The sequence below is a fragment of the Prevotella sp. E15-22 genome (genome assembly GCF_023204875.1).
Taxonomy (GTDB): Bacteria; Bacteroidota; Bacteroidia; order Bacteroidales; family Bacteroidaceae; genus Prevotella.
Window position 1 is genome coordinate 1,783,555 of record NZ_CP096247.1, and the last position, 17,438, is coordinate 1,800,992.

The window sequence follows — 17,438 nt, forward strand, 5'->3', positions numbered from 1 at the left end:
AAATAGAATAAAGGAAACGCTTATGCAAAAGAAACTACTCATAATAGCCGCCGCCATGCTAATCGGAATGGGTGTTCAGGCCTATGCTGCCACGAACACGGTTACCGAACTGGGCATCGCCGAGCAAGTTGAGGAGAACGCCCCCACTATAAAAATCCAGAACAAGAGCGTAACCGTACAAGATGCCCAAGGCATGACACTTGAAATCATGTCGCTCACGGGCAAGGCCATTGCAGCCTACAAAATCGAAGGACCTTCACAGCGCATTGAACTCAACCTGGCCAAAGGATGTTACATTCTGAAAGTTGGAAAAACAGTACGCAAGGTCACATTGCGTTAACCCTCTTTTTCGGACTACTCGTGCTGGGCACTCTGAATGCGTGCTTCTGGCATCGTGTGTCGCCCGAAGAAGAAGCCCTATACAACAAACGACAGCAATTACTTTCTGACAGTTTGCCCGCTGCACAACAATGGCTGCAGGCGTTTGCCGCGTCTCATCGTGACTCGGTGCAAACCGACAAGAAGGTGAATCAATACTACAAGGACAACGGCCATTGGTTCTGGTTGTCCGAAGATACGGCTTTCATGGCGAAGGCCGACGAAATAACGGATTTTCTTGAGAAGCAAGCACACGAGATGGGCTTTTCTGCCCAGGCTTTCCATATCGACGATATCAGGACGAACATCCGAATGCTGCGCCAAATGGATTTCGACTCTACGCATGTGAGTGCTGTCGAGACGATGGCGCTTCTGGAATGGCAACTCTCCAGGGCCTTCTTGCGCTATGCTCAGGGGCAGCGCTATGGATTTACGAATCCTCACCGGATGCTCAACCGCTTGGATGCACGCAAGGAGGGAGGCTTCCGTATCATCTACGACATCGACATCGAGAAGGCCGACGACAACTTCCTGACCACGGCTCTGGGGCATGCGGGCGATAAGCATCCCGCAGACTATCTGAAAAAGGCGGAGACCGATCATCCAGTATATGCACAACTGAAACGGGAACTAGCCAACGACTCTACTGGCACGAACCGTCAACGCATCCTTTGCAATATGGAGCGTCTGCGCTGGCGACACGTTCAGCAGATTAACCCTAACGAGAAGCACATCTTCGTGAACATCGCTGCACAACAGCTGTGGGCCATCTGCCCAGACAGCGTACTGTCAATGCGCATCTGCTGTGGCGCGTGGAAGACGAAAACGCCTCTGCTGGAAAGCAACATCAGCTATATCCAGTTTAATCCAGAATGGAACATCCCTGCCTCTATCCTGCGTGATGAGGTGAGCGCACATGCGGGCGACTCGGCCTACTTTGCTCGTAACGACTATTTCATCGTGAACCGCAACACGGGCGACACTATCAGTCCGAAGCTAATCACCAGCAGTCAACTGAAAAGTGGTGCCTATAGGGTGGCTCAGCGCAGCGGCAAGCACAACTCGTTGGGACGAATCATCTTCCGGTTCAAGAATCAGTTTGATGTCTATCTGCACGACACCAACAACCACAACGCCTTCAACGCCGACCGACGCACCATCTCGCACGGGTGCGTGCGCGTGCAGCGCCCGTTCAACTTATTACTCTTTGTGCTCAACGACCCTGATGAATGGATGCTCGATAAGATCCGACTCTCCATTGATATGAAACCTGAGACGGAACGAGGCATCAAATATCTGAAAGAACATAACGAAGAACACAGCGAAGAGCCCATACGACTCACTCAACTGGCCTACGTAAAGCCAAACATTCCGCTGTCTATAGACTATTACACTTATTATCCTAACCCAGAAACAGGAGAGTTTGAAACCTGGCCCGATCGCTATGAATACGATAACCAGATTATCAAAGCTATTAAACCATTCCTGCCGATAAACGTCCATCAATAAGAGATGCAACAGCATGACGACGAGCATTTAAAGGAGCTCATCAAGAATCAGACCACGCGAAGACGAGGATTCGAAATGATGGTCAGACAATACAGCGAACAGTTGTATTGGCAGGTGCGTCGCATCGTACTGACTCACGAAGACAGTAATGATGTATTGCAAAACGCATTTATGAAAGCATGGACATCGCTCGACACCTTCAAAGGCGACTCAAAGCTGTCCACATGGCTCTCACGAATTGCCATCAACGAGGCTCTCGACTTTACACGCAAACAGAAGAACCATCCTCTGCAAAGCACAGACGACGAGGAACTCGGACTGGCCAACCAACTGATGGCCGACAACTATTTCGACGGAGACGAAACGGAGGCTCAACTGCAAGAAGCCATCGCACAACTGCCGGATGTCCAGAAAACAGTTTTCATGCTACGCTACTACGACGAAATGAAATATAGCGAGATTAGCAAGATTCTGGGAACATCGGAAGGAGGCCTGAAAGCATCCTATCACATAGCCGTGAAAAAAATCTCCGAATTTTTTAAGCATAATGATTAAACCATTTATACACGTAATCGTCTAAACAATAAAAGATTAAGGATATGATGAACGAAGAAGTATTGATAAACAGCAAAATGGGCAAGAGGAACCCGTTCACGGTGTCCCAAGGCTACTTCGATCAGCTGACCGAGCAAATCATGAAGAATATTCCCGAGGATAACATTCAGGACAATAGCGAGGAGAATATTCAGACAGCCCGCATACAGCAGATGAAGCCAGCTAAGAAGGCCATCATGCGCACCCTCAGACCATTATTCTATGCTGCCGCATGCACATGCATTGCTGTCTTCGGTATCGCTGCCTATAATCACCTTAATAAGCAAGCAACCGACACACAGCAGCTACAGAGTAACATCGTCACCGTTCATAGCTATAGCGACTCATACATCGAGGAAGCTACCGACTATGCTATGCTCGACAACGACGACATCTACGCAAGTCTCTTGGCAGACATGTAATACACCTATCTTCAATAGAGTAAAAATATACATCTGTCAGCAGACACGAAAAAAGAAAAAGTATGAAGAACAGACTAATCTATCTCCTCGTTTCATTCATGTTCACACTGAACATGAACGCACAAGATCAGCAGAAATTCTCACCAGAGAAGTTTGATGCTGAACTGCATGAATTCATCACCTCGCAAGCAAAACTGACACCGCAAGAGGCTACGAAATTCTTCCCTATCTACAAGGAGATGCAAGGAAAGCAACGCGCCATCTATGAAAAACAGCGCATTCTAGGCATGCAGCGCCCTCACGACGAGAGTTCATGCCTAAAGGCTATCCGCGAGCGTGATGCGATTGATTTGGAACTGAAGCGTATTCAACAGAACTACCACGAGAAATTCCTGGAAATCATGCCTGCCTCAAAACTCTATGCGGTGCTGCAAGCTGAGGACCGATTCCATCGTCGAATGTTACGTCGCTTCAATCGAACCAACACACAGATTCCACAGATGAACCAGCAGAATCACAATCAGAATCAAAGATGGAATAATTGGCCTGGTGCTGGTGGTAATCGTCAGGGAAACCAAAGGTGAGACAAGTAATCAGAAGTGAGGCAGGTTCTTCACTTCATCATCTCGCTTCAGAAGCGTTGACACCGCAACAGGTTTAGATAAAGGATGCCAATATGAGTCAAAGGTCTGAGTGACCAACTCATATTGGTTTCTTTTTGTTTGATATCTACGATGCAAAACAATGACCAAAGAGGTATCTTTCGCCACCACCTTCATACTCAGCATACTCGTCTCGTTCAACATAATTGCCAACGAGTCATCGGAAAGAAACGTCATCTCAGACTCACCTCCCAAAGAATTATCTACAGCAGCCCTCATCTTTGCATCCATAAAATCAACCATATCAAGGCGGTTATTCAATGACAAATAGGGAACCAATGAATCTGGCATCAGTTTCAAGGCATCGCGAACACTCAAATCACTTTGCTGAGCCATACAAAAAGTGGGCAAAAAAAAGGTGACTGCTAAAAGGAACTTCTTCATAACTATTATTTCGATAATTGCATCATCATTACGGCCGAGAGACCTGCCGTCTCTGTACGCAACCTACTCTTACCTAAATCTACAGAGATGAAACCTGCATCAACAGCCATCTTTACTTCATCAATTGAGAAATCACCCTCAGGACCAATCAGGACCAAAGCATCCTCAGCTGCCCCACCCTTACGAAGCTCATCGAAAAGGTTCACACGAGGCACTTCATTATAGCAATGGGCAATATAGCGACGACCCTCACGATGCTCATTAATAAATGTTTTGAAAGCCGTGAGGTCATTTAAACGAGGCATGTAAGCCTTACGACTCTGCTTTACTGCTGAAACAGCAATTTTCTCGATACGAGGCAACTTTAGCGAACGGCGCTCAGAGAACTGACAATCCAAAAACGACAACTCATCGATACCCACTTCAACGGCTTTCTCTGTCATCCACTCAATGCGCTCCATCAACTTTGTAGGCGCAATAGCCAAATGAACGTAGCCCTGCCACTGACGTTCTTGTGGCAATATCTCAACGATATCATAAAGACAGCGTTTCTGCGTAGCTAAGGTCACCTTAGCCTTGTAGAACGATCCTTCACCGTCCATCAGCATCATCTCGTCGCCTGCCGTCAGGCGAAGCACACGAACAGCATGAACCGCCTCATCATCGGGCAGTTCATGTATATTCTGTGCGTTAGGAACAAAGAAATATCTCGTTTCCTTCATGTCTTAATTTTCTTTCCTCAGTTATTCCAAAATAGTTTTTCTGCTTACTTCTTTTCCGGATTGAATACTAGCATAAATGCAACGCCTACGACCAAAGCAAAACCAGCAAAGATAAACCAGCATGTTTGCCAATCGCCTTCCAAGAAACCGCCTTCCCATTGGCAATATTTATTCACAATTTCACCTGCAGCCAACGTTCCAACAGTTGCTCCTAAGCCATTGGTCATCATCATGAACAATCCCTGAGCCGACGCCTTAATAGAAGGTTCACATTCCTGATCAACAAAGATGCCACCTGAAACATTGAAGAAATCAAAGGCTACACCGTAAACGATACATGACAATACAAAGAAGATAACTCCGGGCATTGCGGGATCGCCAACGCCAAAGAAACCAAAACGGAACACCCATGCAAACATAGACATAAGCATTACCACCTTGATACCAAATCGCTTCAAGAAGAAAGGAATCATAAGAATACAAAGTGCCTCACTAATCTGTGAGATAGACGTCAACAACGTTGCATTGTTGGCAGCAAAAGTATCTGCAAACTCAGGAATGCCCTTAAAACTGGTAATAAAGGGACCTGCATAACCATTAGTTACCTGCAAGCACATACCAAGCAAGGCAGAGAATATGAAAAACATGGCCATCTGCTTGCGTTTGAAAAGCTTGAATGCATTAAGTCCTAATGTTTCCATCAGTGATACTTTCTGTTCACGTTTTTCAATCTTACACTCAGGCAATGAGAAGCAATATGCACAAAGCACAAGGCTCAGTAAACCAGAGACAAAGAACTGCATATAGGTATATTGGAACTTATGTGCATTGTCTGTTAAAGTAAAACCGAAACAATCATCAAAGTAAGCACAGTTGACGAACCACATGGTGACAATGAAGCCAACAGTTCCCAACACACGGATTGGTGGGAAGTCACGGACTGTATCCATACCATTCTTCTTAAGAATACAGAATGCTGATGTATTAGACAATGCTATAGTTGGCATAAAGAACGCAACACTCAATGTATAAAGCAGAATAAACGTTGACTTATCCTGCAACTCGTTGCCAAAACCAGCTTGCATGCCCATCCACCAGCAACTCAACATGAAACCACCGGCTAGCAAATGGCATAATCCCAACAAACGTTGTGGCTGAATATACTTATCGGCAACAATACCCATGAGTGTAGGCATAAAGATACTCACAATGCCCTGTATGGCATAAAACCATGAAATCTTATCACCTAAACCGGCAACACCAAGATAGTTACCCATACAAGTGAGGTAAGCACCCCATACAGCGAACTCCAAGAAGTTCATTACTGCCAAACGAACTTTGATATCCATAATCTAAAGGTTTTAGTTCTACTTTATCATTATATCGTTGTGGAAGGCACGAAGCCAACCATTCTCATCTTTCTTCAACACAATGTCTCCACCAATCCACTCAGTATGTTCCAACTCATGAGTTAGCAGATAATAATCTTTCACCACACCGTCCTCCAGTTCAACGACGCATAATTCGAGGGCTGAGCCGTTCTCTGTCAATACCTGGTGCGACGCTATCCTTCTGTTTCTCATCGTTACTTTCATCAAACAACATATTCTCAACTTCTTGCTTCTCTTCTTGTTTCTTGTGGAACCTGATAAACTGAATATTACTCAAGAAAAGTAATCTTGTAGTCGTGGTTCTATGACTTCCATCACCAAGATAGAAGAAGCCTTTGATAGATTCAATCTGATGGTCATTAAACTCTGGTATGCGAAGTTGATTAATACCTCCACCCGAGAATCTAATGTTCCTACTGATAATTGTATCGTTATCGTATGACACTGACACATAAAGAACACCCTCACGCACACCATCTTGATACATATAGTCTGAAACAAACTGCATCAGGAAACTGTCGCCCATTTTAAAGGTGCTATCCACAGCAACCTTAAAGTCCCATCTGTTATACGGAGGTAATGGCATCATTGCCAAAGACGTACGATCAGACCAGATATTTGCCGTATCACCATTTGCATTCAAGGACGCATATTTTCCAATCTCACCCTCTGTGGCACCCAACAACAAAGCCTGCTCTTCCAAACGTTCAGCAACATGCTCATAGATATCAACGAAACGATCAGCACGTTTATAATAATAAACAAGCGAAGAATCAAACTCTGATTTCGTATATCCATATTTTTGAAGCACAGCCTCTATATAGAGAGCTTGTCGATAATTGGTCTCCTCATAAGGACCACCATCTTGCTCTGCCATCGCCCTAGCCAAGTGATAGTCAACAAGAATATCCTCCATATCATCAGGCTGAATAAACTCACTTGGCGTACCTGGTTTGCAGGCACCCATCAGCAAGGTTACACCTATTATTATAATACCCCAGAGTTTATTCACTTTATTCTGCAGAAGTAGTGTGAACGTTCTTTGACAAAAGATTATTCAAATCATTTCTGTAAACAAGCAACAACAAAATAACACCAATTGTAATAGCTGCATCAGCAATATTCCATATGAAGGTAAAAGGTAGTTCAAACATATCGACTACACGACCCTCAAGGAATCCTGCATAATGTCCTTCACCAGCAAAGCCCACGAACTGACTAACATCAAAACCTGTTGAGGCGCTAAAGCAAAGGCCATAGAACAAACAATCAATAAGGTTACCTGCAGCGCCAGCCAGAATCAACGCCAGCGTGAGGAAAAAGCCCTTTCGAACGGGCTCCACACGTTTATTAAGTTTCCATAAATAATAGCCTACAAATCCTATGGCTATCATTCTAAACAATGTGAGAAACACTTTACTGCCAAAGAGTTGCATTCCGCCCGCAGCCCCGTTATTCTCTAGGAACGTCATACGAAACCAGGTGATATTGAATGCATCCCACTGGATTACCGTTTCTCCGATACTCATATTAGTCTTAACCCAGATCTTAACAATCTGGTCGACCAATAGAATGATGGCGATGACAACCATCGCCATCTTTCCATTAGAAATCTGCACTTTCGTGTTGCTCACTTCAATTTCTTTTCCAATTGTTTTGACTCAACACTTAGCGTAGCATGAGGCACAGCACGCAGGCGCTCTGCAGGAATTAATTTTCCTGTGATACGATCAATGCCATAAGTTTTATTCTCAATGCGCACTAAAGCAGCCTTCAATCCTTGAATAAACTTCTGCTGACGAGCTGCAAACTGAATCAGATCCTCTTTTGATTGTGTTGCACTACCCTCCTCTAATGCCTTATAGGTGGGTGATGTGTCGTCCACATCGTTAGAATCCTGATTAGTCAACGAAGCCATCATCAGGTCGTAGTCACGTTTTGCCAAGGCCAACTTCTCGTTAATTATCTGGCGGAACTCCTCGAGTTCCTCGTCAGTGTAGCGTGTCTTCTCCGCCATAAGTCTTAAGATTTAGTAATATTGATATTTAGTTTAAATTCATCAAATTCAACAGTCTGACCCTCATTATTTTCAAGTTTAATATCATCGGCCAGTACCTGACGGGCAATATAGTCACCAAAAGCCTCAACAGCCTTAGTTGCTGCTTCATTAGGTTCTATCTGAACACAGATGCGGTCGGTAATCTCCAGACCACTCTTTTTACGGATGTTCTGAATACGATTCACTAACTCTCGAGCCATACCCTCATTACGAAGGTCGTCAGTCAAAGTAATGTCAAGGGCCACAGTAAGATTACCCTCGTTGCCTACCAGCCATCCGGGAATATCTTCACTGATGATATCAACGTCTACAGCCTCAACGGTAAGGTCTTGACCTTCCACATTGATTCCAATAGAACCTTCCATCTCTAGTTGAGCAATCTGTTCCTGAGTAAGCGCATCCATCTGTGCGGCAACGCCTTTCATCAGTTTACCAAACTTCTTACCCATCGTACGGAAGTTGCACTTTACCTTCTTAACCAGAATACCCTGACCTTCAACGAATTTCACATCTTTAACGTTTACTTCCTGAAGGAAGATATCCTTCACGCTCTCAATGGCCATTCGCTGAGCTTCATCCACAGGAGGAATCATCAGTGTCTGTAAAGGCTGCTTCACTTTGATACTTTCCTTTCGACGCAGAGCCAACACAATAGTTGTGATGCGCTGAGCAATCTCCATACGCTGTTCCAAATCGGCATTTACTAGTGACAGATTAGCAACAGGGAATTTCTCCAAGTGCACGCTATCCATCTCGCCACCCATATCATTGTAGATACGATCAGCAAAGAAAGGTGCAAACGGAGCGAGCAACTTAGACACTGTCATCAAGCACTCGTACAATGTCTGATAGGCAGCCAACTTATCCTCATCCATCTCTTTACCCCAGAAACGCTTCTTATTCAGTCGCACATACCAGTTGGAGAGATCTTCATCTACAAACTTATCGATGAGTCGTCCTGCACGCGTGGGGTCAAATCCGTTCATTTCCTCTTCAACGCCCTTTACCAGCGAGTTCAGACAAGAGAGAATCCAACGATCGAATTCTGGACGCTTCTCAACAGGAATTTGAGGAGCCTTCGGATCAAAGTCGTCCACATTGGCATACATAGCGAAGAGTGAGTAAGTATTATACAATGTTCCGAAGAACTTACGACTAATCTCAACCACACCCTCTGGATCAAACTTCAAATTATCCCAAGGTTCAGAATTGGTAACCATATAGAAGCGAACGGCATCAGAACCATACTTCTCTATCATCTCGAAGGGATTAATCACGTTGCCCACATGCTTCGACATCTTATTACCTTTCGCATCGAGCACGAGACCCGTAGAAATCACGTTCTTGAAAGCTACAGAGTCAAAAATCATTGTTGCAATTGCATGCAAAGTGAAGAACCATCCACGAGTCTGGTCAACGCCCTCGTTGATAAAATCAGCAGGGAATGCTTTATTGTCTTCAATAAGTTCACGATTCTCGAAAGGATAGTGAATCTGTGCATACGGCATAGAGCCAGAGTCGAACCATACGTCAATCAGGTCACTCTCGCGCTTCATGGGCTTGCCACTCTCGCTTACCAATATAATATAGTCGACATATGGACGATGAAGATCAATCTTGTCATAGTTCTCCTTCGACATATCACCAGGAACGAAGCCCTTATCCTTCAACGGGTTAGACTTCATTACACCAGCAGCAACGGCCTTTTCTATTTCCGAATAGAGTTCCTCCAAACTGCCGATACATTTTTCTTCGCCATCTTCACTACGCCAGATAGGCAGAGGTGTGCCCCAGAAACGACTACGCGACAAGTTCCAGTCATTCAAATTCTCAAGCCAGTTACCAAAGCGTCCAGTACCTGTAGACTCAGGATGCCAACCAATGGTGGTATTCAACTGGCTCATGCGCTCCTTACAAGCCGAACTTTTAATGAACCAAGAATCCAAGGGGTAATAGAGCACTGGTTTGTCCGTACGCCAGCAGTGAGGATAATTATGTACATGCTTTTCAATCTTGAAAGCCTTACCTTCAGCCTTAAGATCCATGCAGATAGAGATATCAAGTGTCTCATCTTTATCAGTTAGCTGATCATCGTATGCGTTCTTCACATAACGACCAGCATACTTACTCCACTTCTCAATATCAACATACTTGTTCACAAAGTCCGCATCAAGATCATCAATGACAAAATACTTACCCTGCAGGTCAACCACAGGACGCTCATTGCCTTTCTTGTCGATAAGAACAATAGGACCAATACCAGCTTTCTTTGCAACAAAAGCATCGTCGGCACCAAAATTAGGCGCAATATGCACAATACCCGCACCATCCTCCGTTGTCACATAATCGCCAGGAATCACCTTAAAGGCATCACCCATTGGCTTAATCATGGGAAGAAGTTGCTCATACTCCATACCAACCAATCCGGTTCCTTTATAGTGAGCCACCACACGGTAAGGCAAGAACTTCTCACCTTTTTTATATTCAGGCATCTCGCCACCGTCGGTAATCTCAGCTGCAGTATCGAAGTAAGCAGCCACGCGAGCCTCAGCCATTACCACCGTAATCTTCTCGGCAGTATAAGGATTATAGGTCTCAATAGCCACATAGTCGATTTTCGGACCTACACAGAGAGCGCTATTGGCAGCCAATGTCCAAGGAGTTGTTGTCCACGCCATGAAATACGGTGTACCCCACTTCTTGGCGAACTCCTCAAACTCAGGATGCTCATCACTCAATTTCACCTTAAACAAAGCAGTGCAAGTTGTATCTTTCACGTCGCGATAGCAACCAGGTTGGTTCAACTCGTGTGAAGACAAGCCTGTTCCTGCGGCAGGACTATAAGGCTGAATGGTGTAGCCTTTATAGAGCAAACCCTTATTATAGAACTGCTTTAACAGATACCAAAGGGTCTCAATATACTTGTTATCGTAAGTAATATAAGGATTATCGAGATCTACAAAATAGCCCATGCGCTCAGTAAGTTCACGCCATTCTGCTGTAAACTTCATCACATTCTCACGGCACTTCTTATTGTAGTCCTCTGTCGAGATATATTTCTCGCTTTCTTTATTATCAATATCAGCCTTTGTGATACCAAGTTCCTTCTCCACGCCCAATTCCACGGGAAGTCCATGAGTATCCCAACCAGCCTTACGCTTCACTTGGAAGCCCTGCATAGTCTTATAGCGGTTGAAGGTATCCTTCAACGAACGACCTAGCACGTGGTGAATACCTGGATGACCATTGGCCGATGGAGGTCCCTCAAAGAACACGAATTGAGGGCATCCCTCGCGTTCTTCAATGCTGCGATGAAAGATATCCTCCTTCATCCATTTCTCCAAAATCTCGTTATTCACCTGCGTCAGGTTCAAGCCGTTATGTTCGGCAAATCTCTTAGCCATATATTATAAGTACTTATTTTATTTTTGACGTGCAAAGGTACGAAAATATTTTGTAACAACCAAATTTTTCACTATCTTTGCACGCAATTTGAAATTCTAACTTAAAAAAGATAAAAATGGAAAGAACATGGAGATGGTTTGGCAAGAAAGACAAGATTACTCTTGCACAACTGAGACAAATAGGTGTTGAGGGTATTGTAACCGCCCTGCACGATGTGCCTCTAGGTGAAGTTTGGACACGTGAGAAGATTCACGATTTGAAGACTTACATCGAGAGCTACGGCATGCGTTGGAGCGTAGTAGAGTCGTTGCCCGTTGTAGAAACAATCAAATACGGCGGTCCTGATCGCGACCACCAGATAGAGGTATACAAGGAGAGTCTGCGCAATCTGGCAGCCGAAGGCATTCACTGCATCTGCTACAACTTTATGCCAGTGCTCGACTGGGCTCGTACAGACCTGTTCCACGACAACCCCAATGGTGCAACCAACCTGTACTTCAACTATGCCGAATTTGCTTATTTCGACATTTATATTCTGAAGCGTCCAGGCGCTCGCGAGGAGTGGGAGAAGTTCCAGTTCCCCGAGGGTTGGGGCAAAGGTCGTAGTGTTATCGCTGAGTGCGACGAGTTGGCTAAGACCATGACTCCCGAGAAAGACCACAAGTTGGTTGAGAATATCGTAATCAAGACTCAGGGTTTTGTTAGCGGTAACTTCAGCGAGAACGACGAGGCTCCTGTACAAAAGTTCCGCGAGTTCCTCGATTTGTATAAGGGCATCGACAAGGCTAAGTTACGCGCCAACATGAAGTACTTCCTCGAAGCTATCATGCCCGTATGCGAGGAGTGCAACATGAACATGTGTGTTCACCCCGACGATCCCCCAATCGAGATTCTTGGCTTGCCACGCATCGTACGTACCGAGGAGGATATCCAGTGGTTCCTCGATGCTGTGCCCAACAAGCATAATGGTCTGACATTCTGTGCTGGTTCACTCTCTGCCGGAGCATACAATAATGTGGTTGAGTTGGCCAAGAAGTTTGCCTCTCGCACTCACTTCGTACACCTGCGTTCATGCCACATATTCCCCAATGGCGATTTCACCGAAGCCAGTCACCTTGGCGGTCGTGCCGACCTGATCGAGCTGTGTCGTATCTTCGAGCAAGAGAATCCTGCTCTGCCCATGCGTGTGGACCATGGTATGACCTTTACCGATGAGCCTGGCGGAATTATGGACGAGAGCAGCCACGGTCACAATGCTGGCTACACCCTACTCGGCCGCATGTTCGCCCTTGGTCAAGTACAGGGCATCCTTGCTACCGTTGACCGCGAACTTGGCATTGAGTACAAGCAACCAGGATTCTTCGATTAAAGCCAATCATAACAACGCAATATCGGGCAGGTCAAACAACATGACTTGCCCGTTATTATATTAAGGATTTAACACAAAAAGAAAAAATTTATCTGCTAGACAACAATTATTTTGATAGTAAAAAGTAAAAAAACGAACGAAATATTTGGTCGTTAGAATTAATTTACTTATTTTTGCACCCGATAATTCAATTAAATAACTCGTAAAACCAAAAATTATTGCCTATCGAAACAAATTTTACTTCATAAAAAATTGGTACATATATGAAGAAATTTGAAGGAGTGACCGACGAAGCGTTGGCTCTGCTCTACGTTCAAGGCAACAATCGTGCGTTCGATGAGTTATTGAATCGCAGTCAGACCAAGTTGTTTACCTACATCATGTTCGTGGTTCACGATCATGACGTTGCTGACGACATTTTCCAGGAAACGTTTGTCAAAGCCATCACCAAGTTGCAACAGGGACAGTACACCGACTCTGGCAAGTTTCAGTTTTGGTTAACGCGTATTGCGCATAATTGTATTATGGATTGGTATCGCACCCAACAAGCCAACCATATCGTTGAAGTCAACAAGGACAACGACCTACAAAACCTGAAGAGCGCCTCAGTAATGGACATCTGTCGCGAAACAGAGATGGTCAATGAGCAAATACTTCGCGATATCAAGAAGATGGTCGACGTATTGCCAGCCACCCAGCGCGAGGTGGTGTATATGCGCTATTATCAGCAACTATCGTTCAAGGAGATTGCAGAACTCACCGGTGTCAGCATCAACACATCACTGGGACGCATGCGCTACGCTCTCATCAATTTGCGTCGCATGGCCAAGGAGAATCAGATTGAGTTGGCCCTTTGCGGATAAACAAGTATTTCTGATAAACAAAAAAGCTCTGTAAGATTACAGAGCTTTTAATTCTTTAATAACTTTCTCCGGATCTGGCGCCTTGAACACGTAACTGCCACTCACCAGAACGTCACAGCCTGCCTCTACCAACCGCGGAGCCGTCGAGCCCTGCACACCGCCATCAACTTCGATAAGTGCTTTTGAGCCGCTCTCAATAATAAGTTGGCGCAAACGCTTCACCTTTTGGATAGTATTTTCAATAAACTTTTGACCTCCAAAGCCGGGGTTTACACTCATCAAAAGTACCATATCCACATCGCAAATGATATCTTGAAGCACACTAACTGGAGTGGATGGATTCAGTGTAACACCTGCCTTCATGCCAGCTTGATGAATCTCCTGCACGGTACGATGCAAATGCGTACAAGCCTCTGCATGCACATTCATCATCATAGCGCCAAGTCGAGCCGTTTGCAGAATATACTGCTCAGGGTGTACAATCATGAAATGAACATCAAGTGGTTTCTGGCATTTGCTGGCTACAGCCTCGAGCACAGGAAAACCAAATGAGATGTTAGGTACAAATACTCCGTCCATCACATCCAGATGCAACCAATCGGCCTCTGAACGATTAATCATATCAATATCGCGGTCCAGATGTAAAAAGTCGGCCGCTAAAAGAGAAGGTGAAACAATCGTCATTTTCCTTTTTCTTTAATTCATGCAAAAGACCTGCTGATTCTCCACATTAAAACTGTAGGCAATCTTTTTAATCAGTTCAATGGTCTTTTTACTGGGAGTCATTTCTTCATGTGTAAAAATCTGCATAGGCACTTTCTTTTATCAGTTGTTACATATAAGTAACGCAATGCCCACACATTTATTATATCAGATAGCAGAATATTTTTCTATTTCTTTCATTCCATTAAGGAAAGCCTGTGCATCCATACGCTTTTTGCCTGCTAACTGAAGCTCATCTATTCGAAGCCAACAGTCTTCACATGCAACAAAAAGATGCTTGCGGTCTGCACGGAGTGCCCCCACCCTGCTGTTATCAACCTCGTCGGTAGTCTTTGTCGTACTGAAAATCTTGAGCACCGTATCATGCCCTTCCGCATCGCGTAGTGTTGTCCATGCCCCAGGATAAGGCGATAAACCTCGCACAAAGTCGTATGTCTTTTTGGCCGACTGATGCCAGTCTATCTGACAAGTCTCCTTAAATATCTTAGGAGCAGGCTTCAAATTATCGATCTCCTCTTGCGGTATGCTCTCCGGTTTTCCATCAGCAGCAACGATGGCATCCAGCGTCTCTAAACAGATTTCCGCTCCTAAGTGCATCAAGCCGTCGTACACATACTCCACATTAGCATCATCAGGAATTGGGAAGTGTTTCTTCATAATGATGCAACCTGTATCGATATCGTGGTCCAGGAAGAACGTTGTCACGCCCGTCTCCGTTTCGCCATTGATAACCGCCCAGTTGATTGGAGCCGCACCACGATACTGAGGCAAGAGTGCCGCATGCACGTTGAAGGTGCCATACTCAGGCATAGACCACACCACCTCTGGCAACATGCGGAAGGCCACCACCACCTGAAGGTTCGCATGATATGAGCGAAGTTCCTCAACGAACTCCAGGTCTTTCATCTTTACCGGTTGTAACACTGGTAAGTTGTGAGATAACGCAAACTTTTTCACCTCCGAGGGCTGAAGTTCGTTTTGATGACGCCCCACAGGTTTATCCGGCTGAGTAACCACTGCCACCACATTATAATTATTATCAACAAGAGCTTTTAGGGTCTCCACCGCAAACTCTGGCGTGCCCATGAAAATTATTCTAAGATCTTCTTTCTTCATTTCTTCACAAATCATTTATCATCAGTCCTCACTAAGGTCAGCCACCATCTTGCGGTATTGTGTATAAACACGTCGGCGCGAGATATAGCCTTTCAGGTGATTCTCCTGATCGAGCACCGGCAGCCACGAAGCCTGCGTATTCTCAAATGTCTTCATCACCTCAGCCATCGGAATATTATCGCTCAGAACAGCCTTCGGTTCCTGCATCAGTTGTCCTGCCCTGAAATGATGATAGAGTTCTGTACGGAACACTATATTTCTAATCTTAGCGATATCAATCTCTCCCAATAAGTTGCCAGCACCATCCACCACCGGAATCACACGACTGCGCGACTGACTGATTTTCCTCACAATGTCAGCCAATTCCGTATCGGGCTCTGCCGTCAGGTAATCGCGATCAATCACACTATCCATCTGCATCAGCGTCAGCACCGCATGGTCTGTATGGTGCGTAATCAGTTTACCCTGCTTAGCCAATCGAGAACTGTAGATACTATGCGGTTCAAAGAGGATAATCGTAAGATATGAACATATGCTCACAATCATCAGAGGCAGAAAAAGATCATAGCCACCGGTCAACTCTGCAATGAGGAAGATTCCAGTAAGTGGTGCATGCATCACGCCCGACATCACGCCCGCCATACCCATCAATGCAAAGTTTTTCTCGGGTAAGAACGTACCCACCTCATACATATTCCATATACGTGAGAAGAAAAAACCACTAAAGCAACCTATGAACAGCGAAGGTGCGAACGTACCACCACAACCGCCACCACCATTCGTGGCCGATGTGGCAAAGACCTTGGTCAGCAAAACCAAAGCGATATATACGAGTAGCATATCCGTATGCCCGGCAAAAAGCGAATTATTCATCACACGTCCCCAGTCTGAATCAGACGCACCATTCAGCAACAAGTTAATAGCGCCATAACCCTCACCATAGAGCGATGGAAATAGATATATCAGCAGACTAAGCATAGTGCCACCAATCAGCAGTTTTACATACGGCTTTTCCTTGAAGCGAGCAAAGATATCCTCACAGAAGCCCATTGTACGGATAAAATACAAGCTAACTAATCCGCAAAACACGCCCAAACCGATACACCCTGGTACACGCTCCACCGTCCACGCATTATCCAAATGGAATGTAAACAGGGCGGCATCACCACTAAAAATATACGTAAAACATGTGGCTGTGACGCAACTCACCAAAATAGGCATCAGCGATGCCATTGTCAGGTCGATCATCAACACTTCAATTGTGAAGACAAGACCTGCAATAGGTGCCTTAAATACACCAGCAATAGCACCTGCAGCGCCACAACCCACCAATAGCATCAGCGTCTTACTGTCCATCTTGAACAACTTTCCTAGGTTCGAACCAATTGCCGAACCAGTAAGTACAATAGGCGCCTCTGCACCTACAGAGCCACCGAAGCCGATGGTGATGGCAGATGCGATAACACTCGACCAAGTATTGTGCGAACGCAAACGCGAACGATTCTGACTTATGGCATAGAGGATACGCGTGATACCGTGCGAGATATTATCCTTCACGATATAGCGTACAAAAAGCGAGGTTAGGTAAATACCAACCACAGGATAGACAAGATAGAGCCAGTTACTGCTTCCCGCATCAAAAGAACTAGTGAGCAAAGCAACTATTTGGTTAATAAACCAATGAAGCACAAAGGCTGCTACTGCAGCAAAAAAACCCACAAGAAAAGCCAATATCAGCACAAACATACGTTCGCTGATATGCTTCTCGCGCCACTGGTATATACGCAAGATAAACGTAGAATAGGATGCCGATGTCGAGTCTGTTACTGATTCTGTCATCC

The 17,438-nt window shown here is 45.1% G+C and carries 18 protein-coding genes; 7 read left to right on the forward strand and 11 right to left on the reverse strand.

Going from position 1 to position 17,438, the window contains the following annotated elements; all coding sequences use genetic code 11:
- The first annotated feature begins 22 nt into the window (after positions 1-22).
- The 5 genes from M1D30_RS07245 (at position 23) to M1D30_RS07265 (ending at position 3,487) form a co-directional block, all read left to right on the forward strand.
- Positions 23-340 carry a T9SS C-terminal target domain-containing protein gene (locus tag M1D30_RS07245; RefSeq protein WP_248502450.1) on the forward strand — a complete coding sequence of 106 codons (318 nt, stop codon included), beginning with the start codon at positions 23-25 and terminating at the stop codon, positions 338-340.
- On the forward strand, positions 289-1,887 hold the full coding sequence (locus M1D30_RS07250; RefSeq protein ID WP_248502452.1) for a L,D-transpeptidase family protein: 1,599 nt from the start codon (positions 289-291) through the stop codon (positions 1,885-1,887). Before M1D30_RS07245 ends, M1D30_RS07250 begins: the two co-directional genes overlap by 52 nt.
- 3 nt (positions 1,888-1,890) lie before the next feature.
- Positions 1,891-2,442 (forward strand): RNA polymerase sigma factor, encoded by a 552-nt coding sequence (locus M1D30_RS07255; RefSeq protein WP_248502454.1) that lies wholly within the window; start codon positions 1,891-1,893, stop codon positions 2,440-2,442.
- Positions 2,443-2,486: 44 nt separating this feature from the next.
- Positions 2,487-2,903 (forward strand): hypothetical protein, encoded by a 417-nt coding sequence (locus M1D30_RS07260; RefSeq protein ID WP_248502456.1) that lies wholly within the window; start codon positions 2,487-2,489, stop codon positions 2,901-2,903.
- A gap of 62 nt (positions 2,904-2,965) precedes the next feature.
- On the forward strand, positions 2,966-3,487 hold the full coding sequence (locus M1D30_RS07265) for a hypothetical protein (protein WP_248502458.1): 522 nt from the start codon (positions 2,966-2,968) through the stop codon (positions 3,485-3,487).
- Positions 3,488-3,496: 9 nt separating this feature from the next.
- On the opposite strand, the gene M1D30_RS07270 is transcribed toward M1D30_RS07265, so the two are convergent.
- Genes M1D30_RS07270 through ileS form a run of 8 tightly spaced genes read right to left on the reverse strand, consistent with a single transcriptional unit; the run spans position 3,497 to position 11,525 of the window.
- Complete coding sequence (locus M1D30_RS07270) at positions 3,497-3,949, reverse strand: DUF3256 family protein (protein ID WP_248502460.1); 453 nt, start codon at positions 3,947-3,949, stop codon at positions 3,497-3,499.
- Between the two features lie 5 nt (positions 3,950-3,954).
- On the reverse strand, positions 3,955-4,671 hold the full coding sequence (locus M1D30_RS07275; protein ID WP_248502462.1) for a 16S rRNA (uracil(1498)-N(3))-methyltransferase: 717 nt from the start codon (positions 4,669-4,671) through the stop codon (positions 3,955-3,957).
- 44 nt (positions 4,672-4,715) lie between these two features.
- The gene (locus M1D30_RS07280; protein ID WP_248502464.1) at positions 4,716-6,020 is read right to left on the reverse strand and encodes an MFS transporter; all 1,305 of its coding nucleotides are present in this window, start codon (positions 6,018-6,020) and stop codon (positions 4,716-4,718) included.
- 18 nt (positions 6,021-6,038) lie between these two features.
- Entirely contained in the window at positions 6,039-6,167 is a 129-nt protein-coding gene (locus M1D30_RS13740; RefSeq protein ID WP_256466165.1) for a hypothetical protein, read from the reverse strand.
- Between the two features lie 13 nt (positions 6,168-6,180).
- Entirely contained in the window at positions 6,181-7,074 is an 894-nt protein-coding gene (locus M1D30_RS07285) for a DUF4296 domain-containing protein (RefSeq protein ID WP_248502465.1), read from the reverse strand.
- A gap of 1 nt (position 7,075) precedes the next feature.
- Positions 7,076-7,696 (reverse strand): signal peptidase II, encoded by a 621-nt coding sequence (locus tag M1D30_RS07290; RefSeq protein WP_248502467.1) that lies wholly within the window; start codon positions 7,694-7,696, stop codon positions 7,076-7,078.
- Positions 7,693-8,079, reverse strand: a complete 387-nt coding sequence (locus M1D30_RS07295) for a TraR/DksA family transcriptional regulator (protein WP_248502469.1) — start codon at positions 8,077-8,079, stop codon at positions 7,693-7,695. Before M1D30_RS07295 ends, M1D30_RS07290 begins: the two co-directional genes overlap by 4 nt.
- A 5-nt stretch (positions 8,080-8,084) precedes the next feature.
- Positions 8,085-11,525 (reverse strand): isoleucine--tRNA ligase, encoded by a 3,441-nt coding sequence (ileS, locus tag M1D30_RS07300; protein ID WP_248502471.1) that lies wholly within the window; start codon positions 11,523-11,525, stop codon positions 8,085-8,087.
- Between the two features lie 116 nt (positions 11,526-11,641).
- Between ileS and uxuA the strand changes: the two genes are divergently transcribed.
- A complete protein-coding gene (uxuA, locus tag M1D30_RS07305) occupies positions 11,642-12,895 on the forward strand; it encodes a mannonate dehydratase (RefSeq protein ID WP_248502473.1) in 1,254 nt (417 codons plus the stop codon).
- Positions 12,896-13,158: 263 nt separating this feature from the next.
- A complete protein-coding gene (locus M1D30_RS07310; RefSeq protein WP_248502475.1) occupies positions 13,159-13,758 on the forward strand; it encodes an RNA polymerase sigma factor in 600 nt (199 codons plus the stop codon).
- A gap of 36 nt (positions 13,759-13,794) precedes the next feature.
- Here M1D30_RS07310 and rpe read toward each other — a convergent pair whose 3' ends face one another.
- The 3 genes from rpe to M1D30_RS07325 form a co-directional block, all read right to left on the reverse strand.
- The gene (gene rpe / locus M1D30_RS07315) at positions 13,795-14,442 is read right to left on the reverse strand and encodes a ribulose-phosphate 3-epimerase (protein WP_248502477.1); all 648 of its coding nucleotides are present in this window, start codon (positions 14,440-14,442) and stop codon (positions 13,795-13,797) included.
- Between the two features lie 186 nt (positions 14,443-14,628).
- Complete coding sequence (fmt, locus tag M1D30_RS07320) at positions 14,629-15,597, reverse strand: methionyl-tRNA formyltransferase (protein WP_248502478.1); 969 nt, start codon at positions 15,595-15,597, stop codon at positions 14,629-14,631.
- A 21-nt stretch (positions 15,598-15,618) separates the two neighbouring features.
- On the reverse strand, positions 15,619-17,436 hold the full coding sequence (locus M1D30_RS07325; protein WP_371874053.1) for a chloride channel protein: 1,818 nt from the start codon (positions 17,434-17,436) through the stop codon (positions 15,619-15,621).
- Between the last annotated feature and the right edge of the window lie 2 nt (positions 17,437-17,438).

Excerpts from the sequence above, each read along its gene's own strand:
- M1D30_RS07270 (WP_248502460.1), bottom strand. The coding sequence starts at position 3,949 with ATGAAGAAGTTCCTTTTAGCAGTCACCTTTTTTTTGCCCACTTTTTGT.
- M1D30_RS07250 (WP_248502452.1), top strand. The coding sequence starts at position 289 with ATGTTACATTCTGAAAGTTGGAAAAACAGTACGCAAGGTCACATTGCG.
- M1D30_RS07245 (WP_248502450.1), top strand. The coding sequence starts at position 23 with ATGCAAAAGAAACTACTCATAATAGCCGCCGCCATGCTAATCGGAATG.
- M1D30_RS07295 (WP_248502469.1), bottom strand. The coding sequence starts at position 8,079 with ATGGCGGAGAAGACACGCTACACTGACGAGGAACTCGAGGAGTTCCGC.
- M1D30_RS07325 (WP_371874053.1), bottom strand. The coding sequence starts at position 17,436 with ATGACAGAATCAGTAACAGACTCGACATCGGCATCCTATTCTACGTTT.
- M1D30_RS07260 (WP_248502456.1), top strand. The coding sequence starts at position 2,487 with ATGATGAACGAAGAAGTATTGATAAACAGCAAAATGGGCAAGAGGAAC.
- rpe (WP_248502477.1), bottom strand. The coding sequence starts at position 14,442 with ATGACGATTGTTTCACCTTCTCTTTTAGCGGCCGACTTTTTACATCTG.
- M1D30_RS07255 (WP_248502454.1), top strand. The coding sequence starts at position 1,891 with ATGCAACAGCATGACGACGAGCATTTAAAGGAGCTCATCAAGAATCAG.
- M1D30_RS07275 (WP_248502462.1), bottom strand. The coding sequence starts at position 4,671 with ATGAAGGAAACGAGATATTTCTTTGTTCCTAACGCACAGAATATACAT.
- M1D30_RS07310 (WP_248502475.1), top strand. The coding sequence starts at position 13,159 with ATGAAGAAATTTGAAGGAGTGACCGACGAAGCGTTGGCTCTGCTCTAC.
- uxuA (WP_248502473.1), top strand. The coding sequence starts at position 11,642 with ATGGAAAGAACATGGAGATGGTTTGGCAAGAAAGACAAGATTACTCTT.
- M1D30_RS07265 (WP_248502458.1), top strand. The coding sequence starts at position 2,966 with ATGAAGAACAGACTAATCTATCTCCTCGTTTCATTCATGTTCACACTG.
- M1D30_RS07280 (WP_248502464.1), bottom strand. The coding sequence starts at position 6,020 with ATGGATATCAAAGTTCGTTTGGCAGTAATGAACTTCTTGGAGTTCGCT.
- ileS (WP_248502471.1), bottom strand. The coding sequence starts at position 11,525 with ATGGCTAAGAGATTTGCCGAACATAACGGCTTGAACCTGACGCAGGTG.
- fmt (WP_248502478.1), bottom strand. The coding sequence starts at position 15,597 with ATGAAGAAAGAAGATCTTAGAATAATTTTCATGGGCACGCCAGAGTTT.